Source organism: Vreelandella vilamensis (assembly GCF_031451755.1).
In the GTDB taxonomy this organism is placed as follows: Bacteria; Pseudomonadota; Gammaproteobacteria; order Pseudomonadales; family Halomonadaceae; genus Vreelandella; species Vreelandella vilamensis.
The window spans coordinates 21,393-45,003 of record NZ_JARWAN010000012.1 but is presented as its reverse complement, the minus strand read 5'-3'; the positions used below and the strand labels follow the sequence as shown (position 1 = coordinate 45,003).

Here is a 23,611-nt window from a genome sequence, read left to right as displayed (position 1 = left end):
ACGCGCTTTCTTAAACCGGCTGATATGAGCATAAAAACCGCGCAGTGCAAGCTGGGCGGTTTTTTAACGCATTTATGCCCAGTGACGCGTAACAGCAACCACAAGAAAACGCAGTCATACGAACATGATTGCGGTCTGACCGTTATTCCTATACAGCATTGTCATTGATTGAGGTGTTATCGTACAATATTTGTACGAATAGATTTTGCCCTCACCTCAACGCGAAGATGCCATGCGACGCAAAGCTGACCTACCGCAAAAATCGTGCGCACACTGCAATCGCCCGTTTTCCTGGCGTAAAAAGTGGACGCGCTGCTGGAACGACGTGCGTTATTGTAGCGAGCGCTGCCGCCGCTCAGCCAAGCCGTTTCGCCGGGCTAAAGAGGCTAACGCATGATAACGCCTACCGTGGATATTGTTTGGCTGCACAATGAGTTGCGTGTGGCCGATAACCCGCTCTTGCGCTTTGAAAAGCCCCCCGAGCAACTTTTATGTGTCTATGTATTGGATCAACGTTGGCTGGAAGCCTCTTTTCCTGGTGAAACGTCTGCTCGGATTGGTCCGGCACGCCTGCGTTTTTTATGGCAAAGCTTAATCGAGCTGCGCGGCGAGTTGCTGCGTCGTGGTAGCGATCTTCTTGTACGCATTGGCTCGCCAGCAGAAGAAGTGGCCGCATTAGCGCAGCAGCTTAACGCTCAGTGTGTCCGTGTGGCGGCTCAATCCGGTGCCGATGAAATTGCCGATATAAAAGCGCTCAAGACCGAGCTTCCTGAAAGTGTAAGACTCGACGTGATAGAAAGCGGAATACTGATCAATCGAGAGGGCTTGCCGTTTCCTCTTGAGGCGCTTCCTGACAGTTTTTCCGCTTTTCGTCGCCGCGTAGAGGCGCATTGTACCCTCAACGAGCCGCTGCCTGCCCCGGTGACGCTACCGCCGTGGCCCGAGGCCTCGCGAGGCTTTCCTCCACTACAAAATGTGTGTGATATTACCGCCGCATGGGAGCCCGATGAGCGTCAAGGGCTGGCGTATATGGGGGGAGAGGCGGCCGGGTTAGAGCGCTTGGCAGAATATGTTTGGGAGCAACATGGCCCAGCGACTTACAAGCAAACCCGAAATGGTTTACTTGGGTCGAACTTTTCTACGCGTCTCTCGCCTTGGTTGGCACACGGTTGCATCTCGCCCAGCCAAGTGCATCAGGAAGTAAAAGCCTGGGAAGCCAAGCATGGCAGCGGTGAGTCAAGCTATTGGATTACGTTTGAATTGCTCTGGCGCGAGTATTTCCATCGCGTAGCCCAGCTTGAAGGCACGGCTATGTTCGGTGCACGCGAGCTACCCAAACCCTGCGCGCACTTCACGGCCTGGCGCGAAGGGAACACGGGCTTACCGTTTGTTGATGCCGCCATGCGTGAGCTGCGTCTAACGGGATGGATATCCAATCGCGCACGTCAGAACGCGGCAAGCTTTCTGGTAAAGGATTTAGGCGTTGACTGGCGCTTGGGTGCCGCGTGGTTTGAACACTGTTTGATCGATTACGATGTGGCCAGCAACTGGGGCAATTGGGGCTATATCGCAGGTATAGGCCGCGACCCGCGTCAGGAGCGTTATTTTAACGTGCTAAAGCAAGCGGGCCACTATGACCCGAAAGGTTTTTATGTCGCCAATTGGCTGCCGGAACTTCGCGCGTTACCCTGTGACCTCGCGCGCCAACAGCCCTGGCGTGTGCTGCCAGAATCCTTTTCACCCCCCGTGGTGGAGCCCGGCGCCTGGCAGCGCTGGCTAATTAATCACGCAGGCGCTTCGCACACCTAAGCGTAAAAGGAGAGCCAATGTCGCCACCGCAAGAAAAAAACACGTTGAACAGTCGTGGCAAAACGGCTTGGTTACTTGGCTTGGCGGGATTGTTGCCTTTTGGGTTGTCTCTCGGGATTGCCTTTTGGGGGCCAAGGGTGTGGCAAGTTAGCGCGGTGTACGGGTTTCTTTATTACGGCGCCGTGATTTTGTCGTTTTTAGGTGGTGTTCATTGGGGGGCCGTTATTCAACGTGCCGATCATCAGCGCCACCCGGGGGATATCCGTCGTTTGCTCATGGCGATGGTGCCAAGCCTTATGGCGTGGCCGGCGTTAATGTTCAGCCCCGTCACCGGTGTGTGGGTGATAATGATTGGCTTTGTGTTGGTGTGGGCGTATGACCTAAGCCGTGAAGGGCGCCTGGGTTGGCCGGCTTGGTACTTACTACTACGCTCGGTGCTGACCGTGGCCGTGGTGCTTGCGCATATCGGCATGATCACACGGCTTGGTAGCAGCGCTTGGGGCTAGCGTTTGAGGTCATTGTGAGTGATCATCGTGGCCATACTATGGACCCCCAAGGAAGACACTTGATGCCTCTATTTACCCCGCGCAGCGTGCTCGTAAGCTCTCTTTTGAGCCTGACATTGGTTGGATTACCCGCCGCTGCCGAACAAAACCTCCTGGCCGAAGTGGACACCCAAGCAGCCGTAGAGGTTCACTACGCTGATTTTCGCGCCTGGCGGGAAGATTTTCGTCAGTATGCCGCCTCGCAGGGCATAAGTGAGCGCACGCTAACGCAGGCATTAGATAACGTCCGCTTGCGCAAACGTGTGATTGAGCTTGATCGTTACCAACCCGAGTTCGTGCGCCCCATCTGGGAATATTTAGATACCGCCGTCTCCCGCACGCGGATTAATAACGGACGTGAAAAACTGGGCGATTACCGCGGCACAGCGGAACAAATGGAGCAGCGCTACGGTGTTCCTGCTGAGACCGTCGTCGCTATTTGGGGTATCGAGAGTAATTACGGTAGCAACTTTGGCAGCTTCTCGGCCCTCGATGCGTTTGCCACCCTGGCGTACGACGGGCGTCGACGTGACTTCGCTCGCGGAGAGCTTCTGGCCGCGCTGCGTATTATCGACAGTGGCGATATTGCCGCCGATAAAATGATCGGCTCCTGGGCCGGGGCCATGGGACACACACAGTTTATTCCCTCAAGCTATGAAGCGTACGCCGTCGACGGTGACGGCGATGGCCGGCGTGATATCTGGGGCAGTATTGCCGATGTGATGGCCTCTACCGCCAACTATCTCGCTAAGGCAGGTTGGCAGCCGGGCCAAACGTGGGGCACTGAGGTCACGCTGCCGGATGATTTCGATTACGCGCAAACTGAGCGTCGCAGCCGCGATGCCTGGTCGGCTCAGGGCGTGCGCGCGGTCAGCGGGGAACTTCCCGATCTTGGCGACGCCGCCGTGATCGTGCCAGCCGGAGCGGATGGCCCCGCGTTTATGGTCGGGCCGAATTTTCGCGCTATTTTGCGCTACAACAACGCCACCAGCTACGCCCTGGCGGTGGGCACGTTAAGCGATGCGATTGCCGGTCGCGAGGGTATTCAGCACGGCTGGCCCCGTGAACAAGCGCCGCTAACGCGTGACGATGTACGCGAATTGCAGCGCCAACTCAATGCCGCTGGTTACCACGTCGGCGGGGCTGACGGCATTATGGGGCCGAATACCCGTCGCGGCCTGCGTGAGTTTCAGCGTAATCAAGGCCTGACACCGGACGGCTTTGCTACCCAGGCGCTTTTAGAACGGTTGAAAAATCGCCAATAAGACACGTTTTCAGGAGACATATGATGCGCCGTTTTGCGCTGGCTGCATTTTGGGTCGCCATACGTTCTGCGATCAAAGGTTCTGCGATCATAGGTTTCGCAGTTATAGGTTTCGCGATCAGTGCGGCTCAAGCAGAAAAGATGCCGCAAGATTCAAACGCGGACCGCGTTTTTGGTTGGGTTGAAAATGCGGTCGTCAAGCCTTGGGATATCCAAGTAAAAGCGAAGTTGGATAGCGGGGCGTTAACCTCATCGCTTGATGCCCGCGATATCGAAACCTTCAAGCGAGAAGGCGAGGAGTGGGTGCGCTTTCGCCTAAAGCTTGAGAATCTAGCGAGCGGCGACGTGTTTAGCGACGTGATCGAACGCCCCCTGTACCGCGATCTGAGGTTGCGAGGCGCCGGTGGCCTAGACGAGCGCCCGGTGGTTCTTATCGAGGTGTGCATCGGCGATACCATCTACGAAGAACAGTTTAGCCTGCGCGACCGTGGGGATATGAATTACCCGTTGCTTCTTGGGCGCCGTACCATCCGCCATTTAGGGTTGCTGGATGTGCGCAAAACGTTCTTGCGCAAAACACCTGCGTGCGATGACGATGCACCGGTGGTGCCTCATAAATCCGATGATTAATGCTCGGTGTATGTCGTGAACGCTCAAAAAAGGCGCGCTAACAGCGCCGTCACGGCGGTTTCGACCCGCAAAATGCGAGGGCCAAGGTGCATGCCCTCGCAGCCCGCCTCAAGCAGTTTTTCGACTTCCCAATCAATGAAACCGCCTTCCGGGCCGATCAATAACAGCGCCGGCGACGTAACGCCGCGCGGGCAGGCGTTCGCCATCCCGGGGTGGGCGAGTAGCCCACGCCGCTCGGTGAGAAGCGTTGGCAGTATGTCCTCAACAAAAGGGCGAAACCCTTTACGCAGCGTCACCGTGGGCAGCATGGTATCTTTGGCTTGTTCAAGGCCGAGGATCAGATGCTGATGTATTTTTTCTGGCGTAAGCTCCGGCGACTGCCAGTAGCTTTTTTCCACGCGCTTGGTGTGCAGCAGCGTAATGTCTTTAACGCCTAAGGCCGTGACGTGCTCGAGGGTGCGGGCGAGCATGCGCGGGCGCGGAAGCGCTAGCACCAAATGCACTGGCAGCGCCGGAGGCGGTGGGGTGTCTAGCGCCTCTAGAGTAAAGCTTGCGTGCTCGCCATCCAAAGCGGTCAGCGTTGCCGTGCCCATCAGCCCCCCTTCAAGCCCCACCGTCAGGCGAGCGCCGGGCTTCGCGCGGTGAACCTCTTTCAAGTGGCGTAAACGGCGCAAGTCGCGAATAATCACGCGGTTTTGCGTGCTCGTGTCTTGCGGGTCTAATAAAATCAAATTCATGCGGTTGTTGTGCTCTACTGGGGCGTGGTGGCTAATGGACCGCGCGCTGTGCTTGCATAGCAGCGCAGGGCAGGCACAATAGCAATTAAGAGAATAACAGCTTTTTTCGTGTTTTAAGGAGAGTCGCCGTGCGCGTGATTCGTAAGTATGCCAATCGCCGGTTGTACGATACGCAGCAAAGTCGCTACGTCACATTGGAAGATTTGCGTCAGCTGATTTTAGACGAAGCGCCTTTCCGAGTGGAGGAGGCCAAAAGCGGCGAAGACATCACTCGCACGATTTTGCTCTCGATTATTATCGAACAAGAGCAAGCCGATAGTGAGGCTGAAGTATTTTCCAACGATTTGCTTGCCAAACTGATTCGCGTGTATGACATGTCCTCGCCGCTGCCGCTGGCGCGATACCTAGAGCAGGGCACGCAGCTGATGATGCAGCAGCAAAAACGCATGCAGAATCAGTGGCAGCAAGCGATGCGCCACTCGCCCATGGAGCTGATGCGGGAAATGGCCGAGGAGAATATGCGTTTCTGGCAAAAAACCTTTAACCAAGCCGGCCCTCCCTTCCACGAAGGAGAGAAAAGCGAAAAAAGCGATGAGCCTGATACATCAGAAAAAACCAACGATAAGTCCGGTAGCTAGCACCTAGCATCGCGGTGTTTATTGATACCGCCGCGATGGCACCAACCAGAAAAAAACCTACCCAGTGAAAGGATAAGCATGAAGGTTTTGATGATCGGCGGCGGTGGCCGCGAACACGCGTTGGCGTGGAAACTGGCCCAGTCTGAGCAAGTGGAAGAGGTGCTGGTCGCGCCAGGTAACGCCGGCACCGCGATTGAGCCGAAGCTCACCAACGTGGACGTTGCCGCCACTGACCTTGACGGCCTGGTGACGCTGGCCACCCAAACGCAGGTGGGCTTAACGGTGGTGGGGCCGGAAGCACCGCTGGTGGAAGGCGTAGTCGACCGTTTTCAGGCGGTAGGGCTCACTATCTTCGGCCCGACCCAAGCGGCCGCGCAGCTGGAAGGTTCAAAATCCTTCACCAAAGACTTTCTGGCCCGCCATCAGATCCCGACCGCTGATTACCAAACCTTTACCGCCGTTGAGCCTGCACTTGCTTACCTAAGCGAAAAGGGCGCGCCGATTGTGATCAAGGCCGATGGCCTTGCGGCGGGCAAGGGCGTCATTGTGGCGATGACCGAGGTCGAAGCCGAAGCCGCTATTCGCGACATGCTCGAAGCCAACGCCTTTGGCGACGCTGGCGCGCGGGTGGTGATCGAGGAGTTCCTGGACGGCGAAGAGGCGAGCTTTATCGTCATGGTCGACGGCGAAAACGTGGTGCCCATGGCCACGAGCCAAGATCATAAGCGCGCCTATGACGGCGACAGCGGCCCCAACACCGGTGGGATGGGCGCTTATTCGCCCGCGCCGGTGGTGACGCCCGAGGTCGACGCGCGCATCATGGAGCAGGTGATTTTGCCCACCGTGCGCGGCATGGCCGACGAGGGCAACGCTTACACCGGCTTTCTTTATGCGGGGCTGATGATCGACCCCGCGGGCAACCCCAAAGTGATCGAATACAACTGCCGCTTTGGTGACCCGGAAACCCAGCCGATCATGCTGCGCTTAACCTCGGACTTAACCGAGCTGTGCCTCGCGGGTGCCCAAGGCAAACTGGCCGGTAAGGCCTGCGAGTGGGATCGCCGCTCCGCCGTTGGCGTGGTGATGGCGGCCGGCGGTTACCCGGGAAGCTACCGCAAAGCGGATGTAATTGACGGTATCGACGTCGCCGAAAAGCGTGGCTGCAAAGTCTTCCATGCGGGTACGGCGCTTTCGAACGCGGGCGAAGTGACCACCGCCGGCGGGCGTGTGCTGTGCGTGACAGCACTGGGAGAGAGCGTATCAAAAGCGCAAGAGCAAGCGTATCAAGGGGTTAGCGCGATTCACTGGGAAGGAGTTGAATATCGTCGCGATATTGGCTACCGCGCGATTGTACGGGAGCAGGCACGCGATTAAGGTCAGGTACCGCACAACCAACCAAAGGAAACCGCTATGGAGCGCGTAAAGCTCGACTTTCCAGATGAGGCGCTGATTCACCGTCACCCTCTCGCGGTGCGGGTAACCGATATGAACTATGGCCGTCACCTCGGGCACGATGCATTGGTGTCGCTTTTGCACGAAGCGCGCTTGCAGGCCTTGCTAGCGCTGGACCTGCCCGAGTGGGATCTTGCCGGCTACCCTAGCGTGGTGGCGGATCTCGCCGTGCAGTACCAAAGCGAAGCGCACTGCCCGGAAATGCTGGTCGTCGAAACCGCCGTACCAATTCCGGAGGGCAAAGCGTTGACGGTGTACCACCGCGTGCTCAAGCGTGATCTTAATAAAGACAATAGCGAGCAGGTAGTGGCCACCGCGCGGCTCAATTTGCTGCTGATCGACCCAGCCGGCGGGCGCCCTGTTGCTGTACCTGAGGCGGTGAAGCAGGCGCTTTCAAACGCCCAATCCAAGGTGAGTGAGCACTAATGTCCCGCGAATACCCCATCATTGCCGTGACCGGTTCGTCCGGTGCCGGAACGACGACGGTCAGGCGCAGTTTTGAGCGCATGTTTCAGCGTGAAGACGTGCACGCGGCGATGGTGGATGGAGATGCGTTTCATCGCTATACCCGCAGTGAGTTGCATCGCATGTTCCGCGAGGAGCCTGAGCGAAAAGATGAGCTCTCACACTTCGCGGTAGAGGCCAATCTGCTTGATCGGCTCGAAGGGCTTTTTACCGAGTACGGCGAGCACGGCACTGGGCATTTTCGCCACTACATCCATGCCGAAGATAAGCAAAAAATCGAAGCCGGCTACCAGGTGGGCACGTTTACCGAGTGGCAGTCGCTCCCTTGTGGTACGGATTTGCTCTTCTATGAAGGCCTGCACGGGGGGTTGGTGACGCCCGAGTTTGATATTGCCCGCCATGTGGATTTGTTGATCGGCGTGGCGCCCACCATGAACTTGGAGTGGATCCAAAAAATTGATCGCGATACCAAGATGCGCGGCTACTCGCAGGAAGCGGTGATCGACACTATCCTAGGGCGCATGGATGACTACGTGCGCTATATCCAACCGCAGTTTTCGCGCACGCACATTAACTTTCAGCGTGTGCCAACGGTGGACACCTCCAACCCCTTTGAGGTGCAGGATATCCCCACGGATTCCGAGTCGTTCGTGGTGATTCGCTTTCGTGACCCGTCAACCGTCGACTTCCCGTGGTTATTGGCGATGATTCAAGGCGCATTCATGACCCGCCCGCATACGCTGGTGGTGCCAGGGTCGCGGATGTCGTTGGCGATGGAGTTGATCTTGGCCCCGCTGGTGCGTCACTTGCTCGCCCAGCGCCGCTTTCGCTAAGCTGGCGGTCAACGCAGACAACGTAGTCAATCACCTCCGGCTGAAGCCGGAGGCTTGTGAAAGCAAGCCAGGTTGACCAGGGAGAGCGGTAACCAACCCGCTACGTTGATAACAGGTCGTTAAGACTCACCAGTGGATGCTTCCTCAGTCCGCTGCTCTGAAAGGTCAGGATCATGCTGCGGTACGCCGCCCGGGCGAAAGGTAAAGCGCCGAAGGTTCTGATCGCTGCCGCGAGGCAGGAGCCGGTTATCGACATTCCCGAGGGGAGACGGGGCTCAAGCCCCGCGACACAAGGCCCGTAAGGGCATTAACACAGGAGAAAATCGCATGGCGGTTTTCGTATTGGACAAACAAAAGCGCCCGTTGATGCCGTGCAGCGAGAAACGCGCAAGGCTGTTGCTGGCGCGCGGTCGCGCCGTGGTGCATAAACGCTATCCGTTCACCATTCGGCTCAAAGATCGGGTGGGTGGTGACACACAACCGCTGCGCTTGAAACTCGATCCCGGCAGCAAGACGACCGGCTTGGCCGTGGTGCGTGAGGCCGATAATGGGCAGAACGTCCTTTGCTTGTTTGAGTTGGTGCATCGTGGCTTCCAGATTAAAAAAGCGTTGCAACAACGAGCCGCTTTTCGGCGTCGCCGCCGTTCAGCCAATTTGCGCTACCGTGCCCCACGCTTCGATAATCGCACCAAGCCCAAGGGTTGGCTGGCGCCCAGCCTTCAGCATCGTGTCGATACGGTGATGGCCTGGGTAGATCGATTGTGCAAGCTAGCACCGATCACCGCCCTGGATCAGGAATTAGTACGCTTTGATACGCAAAAGCTGGCAAACCCCGAGATCAGCGGCGTCGAATACCAGCAAGGCACCTTGCTGGGGTACGAAGTTCGCGAATACCTGCTGGAAAAGTGGGGTCGCGAGTGTGCCTACTGCGGCGCCACCGACACCCCGCTGGAAGTCGAGCATATCGTGGCGCGCAGCCAAGGGGGATCAAACCGGATTAGCAATTTGACCTTAAGTTGCCACGACTGCAATACCGAGAAGGATAGCCAGCCACTTGCCCGTTTTTTCGCCACGAGCAAAGGGCTGCGCCGTCGCTTGAAAGCCAACGGTCACACCGCCGAAGCGCGGCTTGAGCGGGTGCAGCGCCAACAGCAACGCCTGCTAAGTGACGCTAGCGCGGTCAATGCGACACGATGGGCACTGTTTAATGCCCTTAAAGCCACCGGCTTGCCGGTCGCCGTGGGTACGGGTGGTCGTACCAAGTACAACCGCCAGCATCTTGGCATCCCCAAAACCCATGCCCTGGACGCGGCCTGTGTCGGCCCACTCGATGCCCTGCACGATTGGCAGGTGCCGACATTAACGATCAAAGCCACCGGGCGAGGCAGTTATCAACGCACACGGCTGGATAAATACGGCTTTCGCCGGGGCGTTTTAATGCGCCAAAAGCAGGTACACGGCTTTCAGACCGGCGATATGGTCAACGCCATCGTGCCCACCGGCAAGAAAACGGGCACCCATACGGGCCGTGTCGCGGTGCGTAAAACCGGCAGCTTTAACATCCAGACCGAACAGGGTGCGGTGCAAGGCATTTCGCACAAACACTGCACCGTGATCCAGCGCGGTGATGGCTACGGCTATCACCTTTTACCGGCCATTAACCTGAGAGGAGATGTGGGGCAGGCGGTAGCGTAATCCAGGTCATGCTTCGCACGACGCGCTATCCCTCCCGGCACTAAAAGGTCCGGTTTTCCCGCGCAAAATCTGATGAAACGACAACGCAATGAAACTGTGTGAAAGATAACAACCTAGGAGCGTGCCATGGAGTGTTTGTTCTGCAAGATCATCAACCGCGAGATCCCCTCGGATATCGTCTACGAGGATGATGACGTGTTGGCGTTCAACGACATTAATCCACAAGCGCCCACGCATATACTTATTATTCCTAAAAAGCATATCGCCACCCTGAATGATATTGAAGAAGGGGACTTGACCATCGTTGGCCGGTTGCAGCACACCGCGGCCAAGTTAGCCAAAGAGAAAGGCTTTGCCGATGATGGCTACCGCGTGGTGATGAACTGTAACGAAATGGGCGGTCAGACCGTTTATCATATCCACATGCACTTGATGGGCGGGCGCGAATTTACCTGGCCGGCAGGGTAAAGGCGTAACAGAAGAGACGCCGTACACCCTTCGACAGGCTCAGGGCGAACGGTGATTGCGGACCTTGAACTCGTCAAAGGACGACACTAACAAAAAGGGGCGACCACGATGGCCGCCCCTTTTTGTAAGTACGCGCAAGCTTGTGTGCGCACAGCTTATGAGCACACACGGCGGTGGCGTTTACGCATCGATGCGCTTGTACTTCATCCGCTTGGGCGTGTCGTTGCCGACGCGTTTTTTGTGGTCTTCTTCGTAGTCGGTGTAGTTACCCTCGAAGAATTCGACGTGGGAATCGCCTTCAAAGGCGAGGATGTGCGTCGCGATACGGTCGAGGAACCAGCGGTCGTGCGAGATCACCATGGCGCAGCCGGGGAAGGCCAAAAGCGCTTCTTCCAGCGCGCGCAGGGTTTCGATATCCAGATCGTTAGAAGGCTCATCGAGCAGCAGCACGTTGGCGCCTTGTTTGAGCGTTTGCGCTAGCTGCAAGCGGCCACGTTCACCGCCGGATAACTCATCCAAGCGTTTCTGTTGATCGTTACCCTTAAAGTTAAAACGACCCACATAGGCCCGCGAGGAGACTTCATAACCGTTAATGTTAAGAATATCCTGACCGTCGGAGACTGCTTCCCACACGGTTTGCTTATCGTCTAACGCGTCGCGCAGCTGCTCAACGTAAGCGATCTCAACGGTTTCACCGACGATGACCTCGCCCGCATCAGGCTGTTCTTTGCCCGTGATCAGTTTGAACATCGTCGATTTACCCGCGCCGTTACCGCCGACAATCCCGACAATTGCCCCCGGCGGCACGGTAAAGGTAAGGTCTTCGTAAAGCAGCTTGTCGTCAAAGCGCTTGGTGACGTTGTGAAACTCGATGACCTTGTCGCCAAGCCGTGGGCCGGGCGGAATATAAATTTCGTTGGTCTCGTTGCGCTTTTGGAAATCGCCGGACTGCATTTCTTCAAAGCGATTGAGGCGTGCTTTGCTTTTCGCTTGGCGACCCTTCGAGTTCGAGCGCACCCACTCAAGCTCCTGCTTGATTGCTTTCTGGCGCGAGGCTTCCTGCTTGGCTTCTTGGCCTAGACGCTGCTCTTTCTGCTCCAGCCACTGCGAGTAGTTGCCTTCGAATGGAATGCCTTGGCCACGGTCGAGTTCGAGAATCCAGCCCGCGACGTTGTCGAGGAAGTAGCGGTCGTGGGTGATCGCCACCACGGTGCCGTTATAATCGTGGAGGAAGCGCTCAAGCCACGCCACTGACTCGGCATCAAGGTGGTTGGTCGGCTCGTCGAGCAGCAGCATATCTGGGCTGGATAACAGCAAGCGACAAAGGGCCACGCGGCGGCGCTCACCCCCGGAAAGGTTGCCGACTTTCGCCTCCCACGGGGGCAAACGCAGAGCCTCGCCAGCGACCTCAAGCTTACGCTCAATGTTGTGCGCATCGGCGGCTTCGATGATGTCTTCAAGGCGTGCCTGTTCAGAGGCTAACGCGTCGAAATCCGCATCCGGCTCGGCGTAAGCCATGTAAACCGCATCGAGTTTTTCCTGGGCCTCTTTCAGTGCCCCTAGTGCCTCTTCGACGGTATCGCGAACGTTTTTTTCGTCGTCGAGTTCTGGCTCCTGAGGGAGGTAGCCTACGTTGATGCCTGGCATCGCACGAGCTTCACCTTCAAACTCTGTATCGACACCGGCCATAATACGCAGCAGTGTGGATTTACCCGCCCCGTTTAAGCCCAGCACACCGATTTTGGCCCCTGGGAAAAAAGACAGCGAGATATCTTTGAGAATTTGTTTCTTGGGTGGCACGATTTTGCCGACCCGATTCATGGTGAATACGTATTGCGCCATGGAAATCCGATTAGTTGGTAAACGAAAATAGCAGCGTGCTGAAAGCACGATGACCAGGCACATGATGATAGTGCCGAGCGTCTGGAAAGGCCAGCATTGTGGGTGAATGCTCAGTGTATTCAGTGAATGAAATTACGCTGATTCATCCGCCCAATCGTCGGCGATGGCGCGTTGCAGGCGGCGTTCATCAAGTAATGCTTCAACTCGGCGGCGAGCGCGGAGTGTATCGCTTTTATGGGCGCGGCTGCGGCCATGGTAGTGATCATTCACCGCGTCATCATTAGCGGCATCACTGCTTTCCGTCTCATCGTGATCAAAATCAGCAGCGTTGTCGTCACGGCGTGAATACACATCACGATTTAAGGGGTCACGGCTCATTGTGAGGCTCTCCAACCCAGGCCGGCTAACCGGCAATATACGATTTCCCTACGCAACCGCGTATGAAATGCCTAGCGCATCAGCGCATAGCCGCTATATAGCGCTAGTAAGGCGAACGTTCAAGCTTTAATGGTATTTTTTAGTCGCCGCTTTTCTGCTGTTGTTGCAGCTTTTCCAGTGCTTGCAAGGCTTCTACCCGTTCGGTGACATCTTTTTGCACGCCGATGTAGTACATCAGGTGGTCGGATTCATCGTACACCGGGGTGATGGAAAGCTCGTTCCAAAACATCGTGCCGTCTTTACGGTAGTTGCGCAGCACCTCGCGCGAGGGGCGACCCTCTTTAAGCGCCTCACGAATTGCCTGAAGGGCATCCTGGTCACGGTCGTCGTTTTGTAAAAAGCGACAATCGCGATAGAGAATTTCATCGGCGCTGTAACCGGTTAAGCGTTCAAACCCTTTGTTGACGTAAATAAGAATATTCTCATCGCCTTCCTGCTCGGCAACCACAATGCCATCTTCGGAAGCATCAACAATACGTTCTAGCAATTCCGGGCTGATCAAGGGAGATCGTTTCATTAAAGGGTTCCTGTTGCAGCTCCAGTCCTTTCCGATGGCCATGAATCATTTGCCATGGCCAAGCGGCATTTCTGTTTGCGTTATCTTTGAGCGTCTTACCCTACATCTTGGCGAGCCCGGCCACGCTTTGCAATCATCGTGTTGAACGGCTTTTAGCGCAGCGTCACTCTACCTCAGGCAGTTGCTGTGCGCTTAGCATAGCGCCGAGCGCCGTCACCGCAAGCACGATCAGTAATGCTGAGCTGCCTAACCATTGGGCGAAGGCCCCGAATACGCCACCGACCACCAGCATTAAAACACCGGTCAGCGTGTTGGAAAGCGCGACATAAAGCGCGCGATTATCCTGGGTGGCCATGTCCATCAGATAGGTTTTACGCCCTAAGCGCACGCCATGGTGAATAATCACTAAAAGCCCGTAAACCAGTGCATAGGGCCAGATTTGCTGGGTCCAGGTACCCGGTAGCCACGCGAGTAGCGCGCCCAGTAGGCAACACACGGCAGTGCCTACCGCCGCATCCCTCATGACCCGGCGGCTGGAGGCATCAGCACGTTTGCCCCATACAGGGCTTGCCACCATGGCAGCAAGGCCGGAAACAATCACCAAAAAGCCTAAGCCGCCGAGTTCGGCGCCGCTTTGTTGTTGGCCGAGTAGGGCGATATAGGGCAGAGCTAAGGCGCTTGAGAGTAAAAGCGCCCGGGCGACGTTAAAGTGTAAAAAGGTGCGGTCTTCTTTTAACAGCGAGACCCCTAGCTTGACGCTGTCCCAGGCGTTTTCGCCACCTTCCACCGCACCGTCGGTTTCGCTAATACGCGAGGCACAAAAGGCATTAAGCGCCCAGCCCGCCGCGGCAACGCTTAGGAGTATGGCCAACGCCAACTCGCCCGGTCGGTCGTTGAACAGCATCAGCACCGCACCGGCAAGCAACGTGGCGCCACCGGCGACGCTGCCGCTCCATCCCATCAGCGTCCCGCGACGTTTTTTGGCGATGGTTTTGCCCATCACATCTTTGGTGGCAATCGATGACAGCCCCCGTGCCAGTGACAAGCACACCAGCGCAGCGAGCACCAAGGCGCCGCCGGGTGCACCGCTACCCATTAGCGCCAGCGCCGCTAGTGCCAGGGCCGCCAGCGCTTGGAGGATACCCCCTGCCACCCACACCCCTTTGCGTTTGGGTTTCAGGCGGATAAACCCGGCAACAAAAATCTGCGGCAGCAGCGCGCCGGATTCACGAATCGGCACCAACAACCCCACCATCCACACCGGCGCGCCGATAACTCCCATCAGCCACGGCAGCACTAAGCGGGCACTGGAAAGCTCATCGGCGAGCTTGTTGCCTAGTGATGCCCACAGGTGGCGCATAAAATTTTGTGGCTGATCCTCGCAGGCGCTCTCGGGAATGTCGTCGCACATGCGGGTGTTTTCATCCCCGGTGAGCCACTCATAAACCTGGGTTTGGGAAATCTCCGGCGCTGCCATTACACCTCCGTGACTGATATGTTGTGGCGCATTGCTGAATCCAGTAGGGCAAGCCCTAGTGTTGCTAAGCTCTGGTGTTGTTAAGCCTTAGTGTTGCCAAGGAGTGCTCGAATGTCACGTTTTAAGCCTATATCGTTATGACACAAGATCAACACGCCATTCTTTTTGGACTGGGTGCCGTGGCGCTGTGGTCGACAGTCGCAACGGCCTTCAAAGTCGCGCTTAACTGGATGAGCCCGCTTGAGTTGATGTGGCTCGCCTCATTGGTCTCTTGGGGGTTGATGGGGGCACTGGTGATCAAGCGCGGCCATTTAACGCAGGCGCTCAACCAAGGCTGGCGCACTGCCGCTTGGGCCGGGTTGATGAATCCGGTGGCTTATTACCTTGTGCTGTTTGCCGCCTATGACCGCCTCCCGGGTCAAGAGGCCATGGCGCTCAATTACACCTGGGCACTGGCGATGGCGTTTTTAGCGGTCCCCATTCTCGGTCAGCGCTTAACCCGCCTGGATATTGTCGCCGGGCTAATCGCCTACGCGGGGGTATGGGTGATCGCCACGCGTGGGGCGGTGTTTGACGTGGCTTTTGCTGACCCGCTAGGGGTCGTGTTTGCACTCGCCTCAACGCTTCTGTGGGCGCTTTACTGGCTACTCAACGCCAAAGATAAACGCGAGCCGCTGGTGGGGCAGTGGCAGAATTTTAGTGTGGGCGTGCCGGTGCTGACGCTGTTACTGCTCTTGGGGCCAGGGATGAACTGGCACGGTTGGCCCGCCTTGGGCGCGGGCGTTTACGTGGGGCTGTTTGAAATGGGGATAGCGTTTATTCTTTGGCAGTTGGCGGTGCATAAGGTCTCGCGCACGGCCAAGGTGTCGAACTTGATCTTTCTTTCGCCGCCGATTTCGCTTTTGCTTTTGCACGTAATCGTCGGTGAGCCGATTTTACCGTCGACGCTTATCGGCTTGGTGCTCATTCTCGCGGGGCTTGGCGTGCAGCAGCGCCAAAAAAGCCCATCACCATCGGTTCACTCTTGAACGGTTTGAGCAATCTCATTGCCTTGGGCTTTTAATAGCGGAGTCAGCGCGGGCCAGACGTTTTCCAGAATGACCGGTTGTGCTTCGGCGGTGGGGTGAATGTCGTCGTTCTGCATTAAATCATCGTCAAGGGCCACGCCTTCAAGTAAAAAGGGAACCAAGGGCACGTCGTAATGATCGGCAAGCTGGGTGAAAACGCCCTTGAAGGCGTCGCGGTAGGCTTGGCCATAATTGGGTGGGATATCGATCCCCAGCAGCAACACCTTGGCGTCGGCCGCCTGGCTCTGTTCAATCATCTGGGCGAGGTTAGCTTGCATCTGCTGCGGCGAAAGGCCACGCAAGCCATCGTTGCCGCCGAGCTCAAGAAGAACCAGCGAGGGGTTGTGTTGTCTGAGCAGGTTCGGGAAGCGCTGAGCGCCGCCGCTGGTGGTTTCACCGCTGATGCTGGCATTGATGACGTTGGCCTCATCGCCTAAACGCGCTTCCAATAGCGAGACCCAGCCGGCTTCTCGCTCAATGTTATAAGCAGCGCTCAGGCTGTCCCCCATGACCAAAATGGTAGGGCGCTCATCAGCACTAAGCGCACTTGGCAGGGTGAGCGCGATGATCATCAACAGCCAACCCATTTTGTGTACCAGCCATTGATAAACGTGCTGAATTGCGCCACGCCAACCTAATTTATACCAACTTACAGGGATGCTTTGCTTCATGTCCGACTCCTCTTCTTCATCCGTCTCTGCTTCCCGCGCCAATGCAACTGCCGCGCCCAGTGTGCTCAAGGCGCAGTCGCTGTGTAAGAGTGTCACGAGCGGCGAGCGTTCCCTTACCATCTTACACGAGCTTTCGCTCGACGTAGCGGCAGGGGAGAGCGTGGCCATTTTGGGCAAAAGCGGGTCGGGGAAATCGACGCTGCTAGGCCTGCTCGCGGGGCTCGATACCCCGACCGACGGCGAGCTTACGCTGTTTGGTAAGCGGCTCAGCCGCTTGGATGAAGATGGCCGCGCCGCGCTTAGGGCCGGGCGCGTCGGCTTTGTGTTCCAAAACTTTCAGCTTTTGCCCACGCTCTCCGCGCTGGAAAACGTGCTCTTACCGCTTGAGCTTTCCCCGCGGGCGGGGGAATCCCGAACCGCGCAAGATTGGCTCGCCCGCGTGGGGCTGGGCGAGCGCACCTCCCACTTGCCCAAGCAGCTTTCCGGGGGTGAGCAGCAGCGCGTCGCCATTGCGCGCGCCTTTGTCGCCGACCCCGAATTGGTATTTGCCGATGAACCCACCGGCAATCTTGATCCTGACACCGGCGCGCAGGTCATTGATCTGCTGTTTTCGCTTAACCAAGAGGCAGGCACCACGCTGATACTGGTCACCCACGATCACGCGCTGGCGCGGCGCTGTAACCGCTGCCTGCGGCTGGAAAGCGGCCGTTTAGTCCCGTTTTCACCTGAGTCGTTAGGGGAGGGCGCATGAGCCAGCACGCGCATTACCACAATGCTCGCCTTGCCTGGCGTAGCTTGAAGCGCGATTTACGCGCGGCTGACGTGCGGGCGCTTTTCGTCGCGTTGGTGTTGGCCGTGGCGGCCTCCACCATGATCGCGTTTTTTTTGGATCGCTTAGAGCGCGGGCTCGAGCGTCAGGCCAGCCAATTGCTCGGCGGCGATGTGGTGCTGGAACAGCGCGACCCCTTCGCGCCGGAATTGCGCCAAGAACTTGAAGAGGCCGGCTTTACCCTGAGCGATCAGGTGGATCTGGTGTCGATGATCAGCCGTGGCGAGCGGTTTCAGCCCGCCAGTGTTAAAGCGGTGGATGATGTCTATCCGCACTATGGTGTCTCGCGGGTGGCGCGCGGCAATGGCAGCGAGGAGCTCGCTTCCGGCCCGCCACGCGGGGAAGCTTGGGCCGACCCGCGCTTGGCTCAGCTGATCGATCTTGAGATTGGCGATCGCATTCAGGTTGGCCAAACCGAGCTTAGCGTCAGTGGCTTTATTGAGCGCGAGGCAGACCAATCCGCTGGCTTTGGCAGCTTTAACCCGCGCTTGATGATGCACCTCGATGATTTGGACGCCACGGGCCTGGTGCAAGAGGGCTCGCGGGTGGAGTTTGAAATTCTCGCCGCCGGCCCGCCTGAGGCGCTGGAGCGCGTGGAACCGCTACTGGCGGAATTACGCCAGCGCGGCGTGGAGGTGCGCGATATTCGCCAAGACCGCCCGCAGCTAGGTAACGCCTTGGAACGCGCGGAAAGCTACCTGGGCATCGCGGGGCTTGCCGCGGTGCTGCTCGCTGGCGTCGCGGTAGCAATGTCCACCCGGCGCTACGTCGAGCGTCATTTGGATACTGCTGCGCTTTTGCGCTGCTTTGGTGCTAGCCAGTACCAGTTAGTGAAAATTTTTGCTTTGCAGCTTTTAGGCTTAGCGTTGGTGGCAGCGCTGATTGGTGCGCTATTGGGTTTAGTTGGGCAGGCGGCGCTGTTGGCACTGTTGGTGAATTTTCTGCCCATGACGCTCCCCCCGCCTGGGGTGATGCCGCTTTTCTTAGGCATCTTCACGGCATTGGCGGTGTTAGTCGGGTTTGCCGGGCCAACGCTGCTGCGCATTAAACGCGTGAGCGCATTAAAAGTGTTGCGTCGTGAGCTCGACCCAATGCCACCTGCCGCTTGGTTGGTGGTTGGCGTGGCGGCGCTGGTGTTCGGTGGGTTGTTATGGCTCTACTCGGGAAGCCTGGCGCTGGCGCTGGCGTTACTGGTTGGCGGCACCGTCTTGCTCGCCGTGCTTTGGGGCCTTAGCACGCTGTTGTTAAACGGCGTGCTGCTGATCGTGCAGAGCTTGAGCGGGCGCGGCGAGTGGTCGCAGGCGCTGCGTTTGGGCGGGCGCCAGCTGGCGCGCCGTCGCCAGGCAGGGCTGGGGCAGTTGCTGGCGTTCTCGGTGACATTTTTCGCCATGGCAATGATGGTCTTGGTGCGCGGCGATCTGCTCACTGCTTGGGAGGCGCAGCTGCCGGAAAACACCCCCAACTACTTCGCCATTAATATTCAGCCCGATGAGCGCGACCCGTTCGAAGCCGCCGTCGACCCGCATGTCGAGGAGAAAAGTACGCTTTACCCCATGGTGCGCGGTCGTATTACCGCGATTAACGGTGTTGAGCCTCGTGAGGCGGTTTCGGCTGACGCGCGCGGCGATAACTCTCTGCGTCGCGAACTCAATCTCACCTGGCAGGCCGAGGTGCCCGAAGGCAATGAGGTGGTCGCCGGGGAGTGGTTTAAGACCGGCACCGACGCTGTTCGCGAGGCGAGCGATTGGATGAGCGCGGTAGACGCCACACCGCAGGCCTCGCCGGTGCCGATCTCGATGGAAGACGGCTTGGCCAATCGCTTGGGGCTAACGCTGGGTGATTCGCTGACCTTTAGTATCGGTAACGACGCTATTACCACCCAAATTACCAGCCTGCGTAGCCTAAATTGGGACAGCTTCAAGCCCAATTTCTTTGTCATCTTCCCGCCCGGCGTGCTGGAATCGTTCGCCCACAGCTACATCACCGCGTTTTATCTGCCTGACGGCGCGCAAGGGCTAACGCGCGAACTGGTGCAGGATTTCCCCGGGGTGACGCTACTCAACGTGGACGCCATCCTCGGCCAGGTGCGCGATGTGCTTACCCAGGTAACGCGGGCCGTGGAGTTGATTCTCGTATTGGTGCTGCTTGCCGGCATCAGCGTGCTCTACGCCGCGCTGACCGCCAGCCGCCCGGTACGTGCTCACGAGAGCGGGTTACTGCGCGTGTTTGGCGCCGGTAACCGCATGATCTCGCGTATCCAAGGTGCGGAGTATGCGCTGCTTGGCTTTGCCAGCGGGCTGATGGGCGCGGCGCTAGCGGAAATTGCTACCGGCGTGCTCTACGTTACCTTGCTGGATCTCGCACCACGGCTGCACCTTGGGCTCTGGGTCATGCTACCGCTCGGGGGCGCGCTATTGATTGGGGTCATTGGCCACGCGCTATCCCACAGCTTGCGCCGCCAAGCCCCCGCCGCAAGTTTGGGGCTTTTGGGGGAAGCTTAAGCTAAAACTAAGCTGGGGAAATGGCACGCTATTTGGACACCAAGGAATGTGTAACTATTATTGAGGGCGACGTTTAGCGCTTGGGTCAAAAAATAGTTTTGTAGCCGTTTACGGGAGACGTGCATGTACGCGATTGAGTTCGAAGCCGATATCAAAAACGGAGTGGTGAAGATTCCACCCGAGTACAGCGAACTGCAAAACCATCACGCCCATATTGTGGTGATGGTGAAAGACAGCGCTATTTCGCCATCATCTGGCTCACCGTTAGATTTCAGCAGTACTGAAATAGATGCATTTAAGCACCATGATGGCGTTGAAGTGCAAAGGAAAATGCGTGATGAGTGGTAGTTATCTACTTGATACTAATGCCATTATTTATGCGCTTAACCAAAAGCTTAAGTTGCCTGCTAACGGCTATGCGGTCTCAGTGATTACGGAAATGGAGCTATTATCATGGCCTTCTTTAACCCGTGAGGATGAAGCCAAGTTAAGAACATTGCTTGAGAAGTTAACAGTGATACAGCTAGAAAGGTCAATTCAAAGCACAGCCATCAAAATCCGCAGAACATCGTCCCTAAAACTTCCTGACAGCATTATTTCAGCCACTGCGTTAGGCGGCGGTTTGGTATTGGTGACGGATGATCAGAAACTTGCAGACCGCCACATTGGTCCTTCCATATCGCTAGATGAACTAGTCGCCAGCACGACATCTACATAACGCTAAGTTACCCAAAAAAATTACCTATAAAGAGAAAGGATGCCGATGACCGATCATGAGGAAAAAGCCCGCCGTTATGCGCTGCTAAAAGCACAGTTGGCGATGGCCAAGCGTCAGGATAAAGCCGTGGTACTGGTGTTGGCCGGGCACGCGGCGACGTACAAAAGTTTGCTGGTGAACCAGCTTAACCACTGGTTGGAAAACCGCCAAACGGAAGTGCATGCGCTGGCGCCGAGCGAAGAAGACCGTCTGCGTCCTTATTGGTGGCGCTACTGGCGGCGCGTGCCGGCGCGGGGGCGTGTGGGGATTTTCGTGCATGGCTGGTACGGCGATGCGTTGTTCGCCCGCGCCGAGCATCGGATTCAGGCCGGCGCGTTTGAGGATCGTTTAAACGAGATTAACGCGTTTGAGGCCACGCTTGCCCATGACGGGGTCGTGGTGATTAAGGTCTGGCTGGATATCGACGCCGCACAGCAGGCCAAGCGCCTGCACGAGATGAAGGCAGACCCCGCCCAGGCGTGGCAAATTAACGAGCGACATTGGCAGCGCCACGCACAGCATGAAACGATTGATCATCATGCCACACCCTTACGCGAGGCCACCCATGCGCCACACGCGCCTTGGCACTGTCTTATCAGCGAGTCGCTGGATCAGCAACTGCGCGATATCACGGAGCTATTGCAAAAGGCGCTGACGCAGCCATCGACGCTTCCAGCCCAGCCCGAACTCAACCGCGCGCAAACGGATACTCCTTCGCTTCACCGTTCGAAACATGATGATAAGAAACCCGCGAAAAGTGACTACCTGGAAGCGCTTACCGCCGCGCAAGCGCGCCTGGCCTATAACCATCGCCGCTGCCTAGAGCGCGGCATTCCGGTGGTGTTGGCGTTTGAAGGCCACGACGCCGCCGGCAAGGGGGGCAGTATCCACCGGGTGACTTCTGCGCTGGATGCGCGTTTTTACCGCGTTCACAGCATTGCGGCCCCCAGCGATGAGGAGCGCCTGCAGCCTTGGCTTTGGCGCTTTTGGCGTCGGCTGCCACAGGATGGCCGGGTGGCGATTTTCGACCGCACCTGGTACGGGCGTGTACTGGTTGAGCGCGTGGAAGGCTTCGCCGAGGCACAAGACTGGCAACGCGCCTACCGTGAAATCAACCACTTTGAAGCGCAGTTATTAACGCACGGGGCAGTGGTGGGCAAATTCTTCCTGGCGATCAGTAAAGAGGAGCAGCTAAAACGTTTTAAAGCCCGCGCGAATACGCCGCATAAACAGCACAAACTCACCGATGAAGACTGGCGCAACCGCAAGCGCTGGGGCGAATACCAACGTGCCATCAACGACATGCTGGCGCATACCCACACCCCCGGCGCCCCCTGGCACTTGGTCAACACTGACCAAAAACGCTGCGCCCGGCTTGCTGTGCTCGACGGCGTTAACCAATTGCTAGAAAGCCGACTGTAGGAGACCGATTTATCGGGCGAATTACCTTTATGAACCCCATTCATCACGATCCTGATCAAGATGCGATGAAACCCGTCGTGGGCTGCGTTATCATGGTGTACTTATTTTTCCTAGATCGCCCCTTCGCTACGAGGTTCACCGCCGATGTTCAGCCGCGACATGACAATTGCCGGATTCGATGATGTGCTGTTTGACGCCATGCAGAAAGAAGTGGAGCGCCAAGAAGCCCACATCGAGCTGATCGCGTCCGAAAACTACGCCAGCCCGCGCGTACTGGAAGCCCAAGGCAGCCAGCTGACCAATAAATACGCCGAGGGCTACCCCGGTAAGCGCTATTACGGCGGCTGCGAGTTCGTCGATATCGCCGAAAATCTTGCCATTGAGTACGCCAAAGAGCTGTTCGGCGCCACTTACGCCAACGTGCAACCGCACTCTGGTTCCCAGGCCAATAGCGCCGTGTTCCAAGCGCTGGTCAAGCCGGGCGATACCATCCTTGGCATGAGCCTCGACGCCGGTGGCCACTTAACCCACGGCGCCAAGCCCAACTTCTCCGGTAAGCACTACAACGCCGTGCAGTACGGCTTAAACGAACAAGGCTTTATCGATTACGATCAAGTCGCCGAGCTTGCCCGCGAGCACCAGCCGAAGATGATCATTGCCGGCTTCTCGGCTTACTCGCAAATAGTGGATTGGGCCAAGTTCCGTGAGATTGCCGATGAAGTGGGCGCTTACTTGCTGGTCGACATGGCTCATGTCTCCGGCTTAGTCGCGGCCGGTGTTTACCCAACGCCGTTGCCCCACGCTCACGTGGTCACCTCTACCACCCACAAAACCCTGCGCGGCCCGCGTAGCGGCGTGATTCTTTCTGCCGAAGGCAATGCGGACATCGAGAAAAAGCTGCAGTCCGCCGTTTTCCCCGGCGGCCAGGGTGGCCCGTTGATGCACGTCATCGCCGCCAAGGCCATCTGCTTTAAAGAAGCCATGGAGCCGGGGTTTAAAACCTATCAGCAGCAAGTGGTCAAAAATGCCCAGGCCATGGCCAAGGTGTTTATGGATCGCGGCTACGATATCGTCTCCGGCGGCACCGAAGATCACCTCTTCCTACTTTCGCTGATCAAGCAGGGCGTGACCGGTAAAGACGCCGACGCCGCCCTTGGCCGCGCGCATATCACGGTGAACAAAAACGCCGTACCCAACGACCCGCAAAGCCCATTCGTCACCTCCGGCTTGCGTATTGGTACGCCCGCAGTGACCACGCGTGGGTTTGGCGAAGAAGAATGCGCTCACCTAGCGGGCTGGATCTGCGACATCCTTGATGTGCTCGCCAGCGGTGAAGACACCAGCGCCATTGAGGCGGAAGTGAAGGGCAAAGCAGCTGAAGTCTGTGTACGTTTTCCGGTGTATAAGTAAGCGGAAATAACCCCACGAAAGCTTGGTAGGAGCGCAATTTGTTGCGCAAATAGGGCGCCGTAAGGCGCCCTTGGTGTTTAAGAGGGTTGGGTCATGAACTAGCCACTCTCACCAAAGCGATGTAACCTCACAGGGTCTTTAGGC

24 protein-coding genes are annotated in these 23,611 nt (G+C 57.4%); 18 read left to right on the top strand and 6 right to left on the bottom strand.

What is annotated here, in order from left to right; genetic code table 11:
• The first annotated feature begins 232 nt into the window (after nt 1–232).
• The 5 genes from QC823_RS08855 to rloA3 all read left to right on the top strand — a co-directional run bounded on the left by QC823_RS08855 (nt 233) and on the right by rloA3 (nt 4,248).
• Nucleotides 233–397, top strand: a complete 165-nt coding sequence (locus tag QC823_RS08855) for a DUF2256 domain-containing protein (protein WP_309655984.1) — start codon at nt 233–235, stop codon at nt 395–397.
• Nucleotides 397–1,809 carry a DASH family cryptochrome gene (locus QC823_RS08850; RefSeq protein ID WP_309656029.1) on the top strand — a complete coding sequence of 471 codons (1,413 nt, stop codon included), beginning with the start codon at nt 397–399 and terminating at the stop codon, nt 1,807–1,809. Before QC823_RS08855 ends, QC823_RS08850 begins: the two co-directional genes overlap by 1 nt.
• Nucleotides 1,810–1,826: 17 nt before the next feature.
• A complete protein-coding gene (locus QC823_RS08845; RefSeq protein ID WP_309655983.1) occupies nt 1,827–2,315 on the top strand; it encodes a DUF3429 domain-containing protein in 489 nt (162 codons plus the stop codon).
• A gap of 62 nt (nt 2,316–2,377) precedes the next feature.
• Nucleotides 2,378–3,619: a lytic murein transglycosylase gene (locus QC823_RS08840; protein WP_309655982.1), complete on the top strand. Its 1,242-nt coding sequence runs from the start codon at nt 2,378–2,380 to the stop codon at nt 3,617–3,619.
• 23 nt (nt 3,620–3,642) lie between these two features.
• Complete coding sequence (gene rloA3, locus QC823_RS08835) at nt 3,643–4,248, top strand: retropepsin-like aspartic peptidase RloA3 (RefSeq protein ID WP_479715091.1); 606 nt, start codon at nt 3,643–3,645, stop codon at nt 4,246–4,248.
• A gap of 23 nt (nt 4,249–4,271) precedes the next feature.
• On the opposite strand, the gene QC823_RS08830 is transcribed toward rloA3, so the two are convergent.
• Complete coding sequence (locus QC823_RS08830) at nt 4,272–4,985, bottom strand: 16S rRNA (uracil(1498)-N(3))-methyltransferase (RefSeq protein ID WP_309655980.1); 714 nt, start codon at nt 4,983–4,985, stop codon at nt 4,272–4,274.
• 128 nt (nt 4,986–5,113) lie between these two features.
• Between QC823_RS08830 and phaR the strand changes: the two genes are divergently transcribed.
• From phaR to QC823_RS08800, 6 genes are all read left to right on the top strand, one after another.
• Nucleotides 5,114–5,623, top strand: a complete 510-nt coding sequence (gene phaR / locus QC823_RS08825; protein ID WP_309655979.1) for a polyhydroxyalkanoate synthesis repressor PhaR — start codon at nt 5,114–5,116, stop codon at nt 5,621–5,623.
• A 78-nt stretch (nt 5,624–5,701) separates the two neighbouring features.
• Nucleotides 5,702–6,997 (top strand): phosphoribosylamine--glycine ligase, encoded by a 1,296-nt coding sequence (gene purD / locus QC823_RS08820; protein ID WP_309655978.1) that lies wholly within the window; start codon nt 5,702–5,704, stop codon nt 6,995–6,997.
• A 36-nt stretch (nt 6,998–7,033) separates the two neighbouring features.
• Complete coding sequence (locus tag QC823_RS08815) at nt 7,034–7,501, top strand: acyl-CoA thioesterase (protein WP_309655977.1); 468 nt, start codon at nt 7,034–7,036, stop codon at nt 7,499–7,501.
• On the top strand, nt 7,501–8,373 hold the full coding sequence (locus QC823_RS08810; protein WP_309655976.1) for a phosphoribulokinase: 873 nt from the start codon (nt 7,501–7,503) through the stop codon (nt 8,371–8,373). The genes QC823_RS08815 and QC823_RS08810 overlap by 1 nt, the downstream gene beginning before the upstream one ends.
• Before the next feature lie 327 nt (nt 8,374–8,700).
• Nucleotides 8,701–10,068, top strand: coding sequence for an RNA-guided endonuclease IscB (gene iscB / locus QC823_RS08805; RefSeq protein ID WP_309655975.1), 1,368 nt, complete (start codon nt 8,701–8,703; stop codon nt 10,066–10,068).
• Nucleotides 10,069–10,194: 126 nt separating this feature from the next.
• Nucleotides 10,195–10,536, top strand: coding sequence for a histidine triad nucleotide-binding protein (locus QC823_RS08800; RefSeq protein WP_309655974.1), 342 nt, complete (start codon nt 10,195–10,197; stop codon nt 10,534–10,536).
• A gap of 180 nt (nt 10,537–10,716) precedes the next feature.
• Here QC823_RS08800 and ettA read toward each other — a convergent pair whose 3' ends face one another.
• From ettA to QC823_RS08780, 4 genes are all read right to left on the bottom strand, one after another.
• Nucleotides 10,717–12,378, bottom strand: a complete 1,662-nt coding sequence (gene ettA / locus QC823_RS08795; protein ID WP_309655973.1) for an energy-dependent translational throttle protein EttA — start codon at nt 12,376–12,378, stop codon at nt 10,717–10,719.
• Nucleotides 12,379–12,510: 132 nt separating this feature from the next.
• Nucleotides 12,511–12,756, bottom strand: coding sequence for a PA3496 family putative envelope integrity protein (locus tag QC823_RS08790; RefSeq protein ID WP_309655972.1), 246 nt, complete (start codon nt 12,754–12,756; stop codon nt 12,511–12,513).
• A 139-nt stretch (nt 12,757–12,895) separates the two neighbouring features.
• A complete protein-coding gene (locus QC823_RS08785; RefSeq protein WP_309655971.1) occupies nt 12,896–13,333 on the bottom strand; it encodes a PAS domain-containing protein in 438 nt (145 codons plus the stop codon).
• A 163-nt stretch (nt 13,334–13,496) separates the two neighbouring features.
• A complete protein-coding gene (locus tag QC823_RS08780) occupies nt 13,497–14,810 on the bottom strand; it encodes an MFS transporter (RefSeq protein WP_309655970.1) in 1,314 nt (437 codons plus the stop codon).
• Between the two features lie 137 nt (nt 14,811–14,947).
• On the opposite strand from QC823_RS08780, the gene QC823_RS08775 reads away from it, so the two are divergent.
• The gene (locus QC823_RS08775) at nt 14,948–15,838 is read left to right on the top strand and encodes a DMT family transporter (protein WP_309655969.1); all 891 of its coding nucleotides are present in this window, start codon (nt 14,948–14,950) and stop codon (nt 15,836–15,838) included.
• Here the strand turns inward: QC823_RS08775 and QC823_RS08770 are convergent.
• A complete protein-coding gene (locus QC823_RS08770) occupies nt 15,829–16,449 on the bottom strand; it encodes an arylesterase (RefSeq protein ID WP_422823629.1) in 621 nt (206 codons plus the stop codon). The two genes, QC823_RS08775 and QC823_RS08770, sit on opposite strands and share 10 nt — an antisense overlap.
• 97 nt (nt 16,450–16,546) lie before the next feature.
• On the opposite strand from QC823_RS08770, the gene QC823_RS08765 reads away from it, so the two are divergent.
• The 6 genes from QC823_RS08765 (at nt 16,547) to glyA (ending at nt 23,467) form a co-directional block, all read left to right on the top strand.
• Nucleotides 16,547–17,299 carry an ABC transporter ATP-binding protein gene (locus QC823_RS08765; RefSeq protein WP_309655967.1) on the top strand — a complete coding sequence of 251 codons (753 nt, stop codon included), beginning with the start codon at nt 16,547–16,549 and terminating at the stop codon, nt 17,297–17,299.
• Nucleotides 17,296–19,878, top strand: a complete 2,583-nt coding sequence (locus QC823_RS08760) for an ABC transporter permease (RefSeq protein ID WP_309655966.1) — start codon at nt 17,296–17,298, stop codon at nt 19,876–19,878. The genes QC823_RS08765 and QC823_RS08760 overlap by 4 nt, the downstream gene beginning before the upstream one ends.
• A gap of 123 nt (nt 19,879–20,001) precedes the next feature.
• Complete coding sequence (locus QC823_RS08755) at nt 20,002–20,226, top strand: hypothetical protein (protein ID WP_309655965.1); 225 nt, start codon at nt 20,002–20,004, stop codon at nt 20,224–20,226.
• Entirely contained in the window at nt 20,216–20,596 is a 381-nt protein-coding gene (locus QC823_RS08750; protein ID WP_309655964.1) for a type II toxin-antitoxin system VapC family toxin, read from the top strand. Before QC823_RS08755 ends, QC823_RS08750 begins: the two co-directional genes overlap by 11 nt.
• Nucleotides 20,597–20,635: 39 nt before the next feature.
• Nucleotides 20,636–22,057, top strand: coding sequence for a hypothetical protein (locus QC823_RS08745; protein WP_309655963.1), 1,422 nt, complete (start codon nt 20,636–20,638; stop codon nt 22,055–22,057).
• A gap of 144 nt (nt 22,058–22,201) precedes the next feature.
• Nucleotides 22,202–23,467, top strand: a complete 1,266-nt coding sequence (glyA, locus tag QC823_RS08740) for a serine hydroxymethyltransferase (protein ID WP_309655962.1) — start codon at nt 22,202–22,204, stop codon at nt 23,465–23,467.
• Nucleotides 23,468–23,611 lie beyond the last annotated feature (144 nt).

Bases quoted from the DNA above. Each gene is read 5' to 3' on its own strand.
- QC823_RS08770 (WP_422823629.1), bottom strand. From the start codon at position 16,449: ATGATCATCGCGCTCACCCTGCCAAGTGCGCTTAGTGCTGATGAGCGC.
- QC823_RS08790 (WP_309655972.1), bottom strand. From the start codon at position 12,756: ATGAGCCGTGACCCCTTAAATCGTGATGTGTATTCACGCCGTGACGAC.
- QC823_RS08830 (WP_309655980.1), bottom strand. From the start codon at position 4,985: ATGAATTTGATTTTATTAGACCCGCAAGACACGAGCACGCAAAACCGC.
- ettA (WP_309655973.1), bottom strand. From the start codon at position 12,378: ATGGCGCAATACGTATTCACCATGAATCGGGTCGGCAAAATCGTGCCA.
- QC823_RS08775 (WP_309655969.1), top strand. From the start codon at position 14,948: ATGACACAAGATCAACACGCCATTCTTTTTGGACTGGGTGCCGTGGCG.
- rloA3 (WP_479715091.1), top strand. From the start codon at position 3,643: ATGCGCCGTTTTGCGCTGGCTGCATTTTGGGTCGCCATACGTTCTGCG.
- QC823_RS08765 (WP_309655967.1), top strand. From the start codon at position 16,547: ATGTCCGACTCCTCTTCTTCATCCGTCTCTGCTTCCCGCGCCAATGCA.
- QC823_RS08755 (WP_309655965.1), top strand. From the start codon at position 20,002: ATGTACGCGATTGAGTTCGAAGCCGATATCAAAAACGGAGTGGTGAAG.
- iscB (WP_309655975.1), top strand. From the start codon at position 8,701: ATGGCGGTTTTCGTATTGGACAAACAAAAGCGCCCGTTGATGCCGTGC.
- QC823_RS08800 (WP_309655974.1), top strand. From the start codon at position 10,195: ATGGAGTGTTTGTTCTGCAAGATCATCAACCGCGAGATCCCCTCGGAT.
- QC823_RS08750 (WP_309655964.1), top strand. From the start codon at position 20,216: ATGAGTGGTAGTTATCTACTTGATACTAATGCCATTATTTATGCGCTT.
- QC823_RS08810 (WP_309655976.1), top strand. From the start codon at position 7,501: ATGTCCCGCGAATACCCCATCATTGCCGTGACCGGTTCGTCCGGTGCC.
- QC823_RS08815 (WP_309655977.1), top strand. From the start codon at position 7,034: ATGGAGCGCGTAAAGCTCGACTTTCCAGATGAGGCGCTGATTCACCGT.
- QC823_RS08745 (WP_309655963.1), top strand. From the start codon at position 20,636: ATGCCGATGACCGATCATGAGGAAAAAGCCCGCCGTTATGCGCTGCTA.
- QC823_RS08845 (WP_309655983.1), top strand. From the start codon at position 1,827: ATGTCGCCACCGCAAGAAAAAAACACGTTGAACAGTCGTGGCAAAACG.
- QC823_RS08785 (WP_309655971.1), bottom strand. From the start codon at position 13,333: ATGAAACGATCTCCCTTGATCAGCCCGGAATTGCTAGAACGTATTGTT.
- QC823_RS08855 (WP_309655984.1), top strand. From the start codon at position 233: ATGCGACGCAAAGCTGACCTACCGCAAAAATCGTGCGCACACTGCAAT.
- QC823_RS08760 (WP_309655966.1), top strand. From the start codon at position 17,296: ATGAGCCAGCACGCGCATTACCACAATGCTCGCCTTGCCTGGCGTAGC.
- purD (WP_309655978.1), top strand. From the start codon at position 5,702: ATGAAGGTTTTGATGATCGGCGGCGGTGGCCGCGAACACGCGTTGGCG.
- glyA (WP_309655962.1), top strand. From the start codon at position 22,202: ATGTTCAGCCGCGACATGACAATTGCCGGATTCGATGATGTGCTGTTT.
- QC823_RS08780 (WP_309655970.1), bottom strand. From the start codon at position 14,810: ATGGCAGCGCCGGAGATTTCCCAAACCCAGGTTTATGAGTGGCTCACC.
- QC823_RS08840 (WP_309655982.1), top strand. From the start codon at position 2,378: ATGCCTCTATTTACCCCGCGCAGCGTGCTCGTAAGCTCTCTTTTGAGC.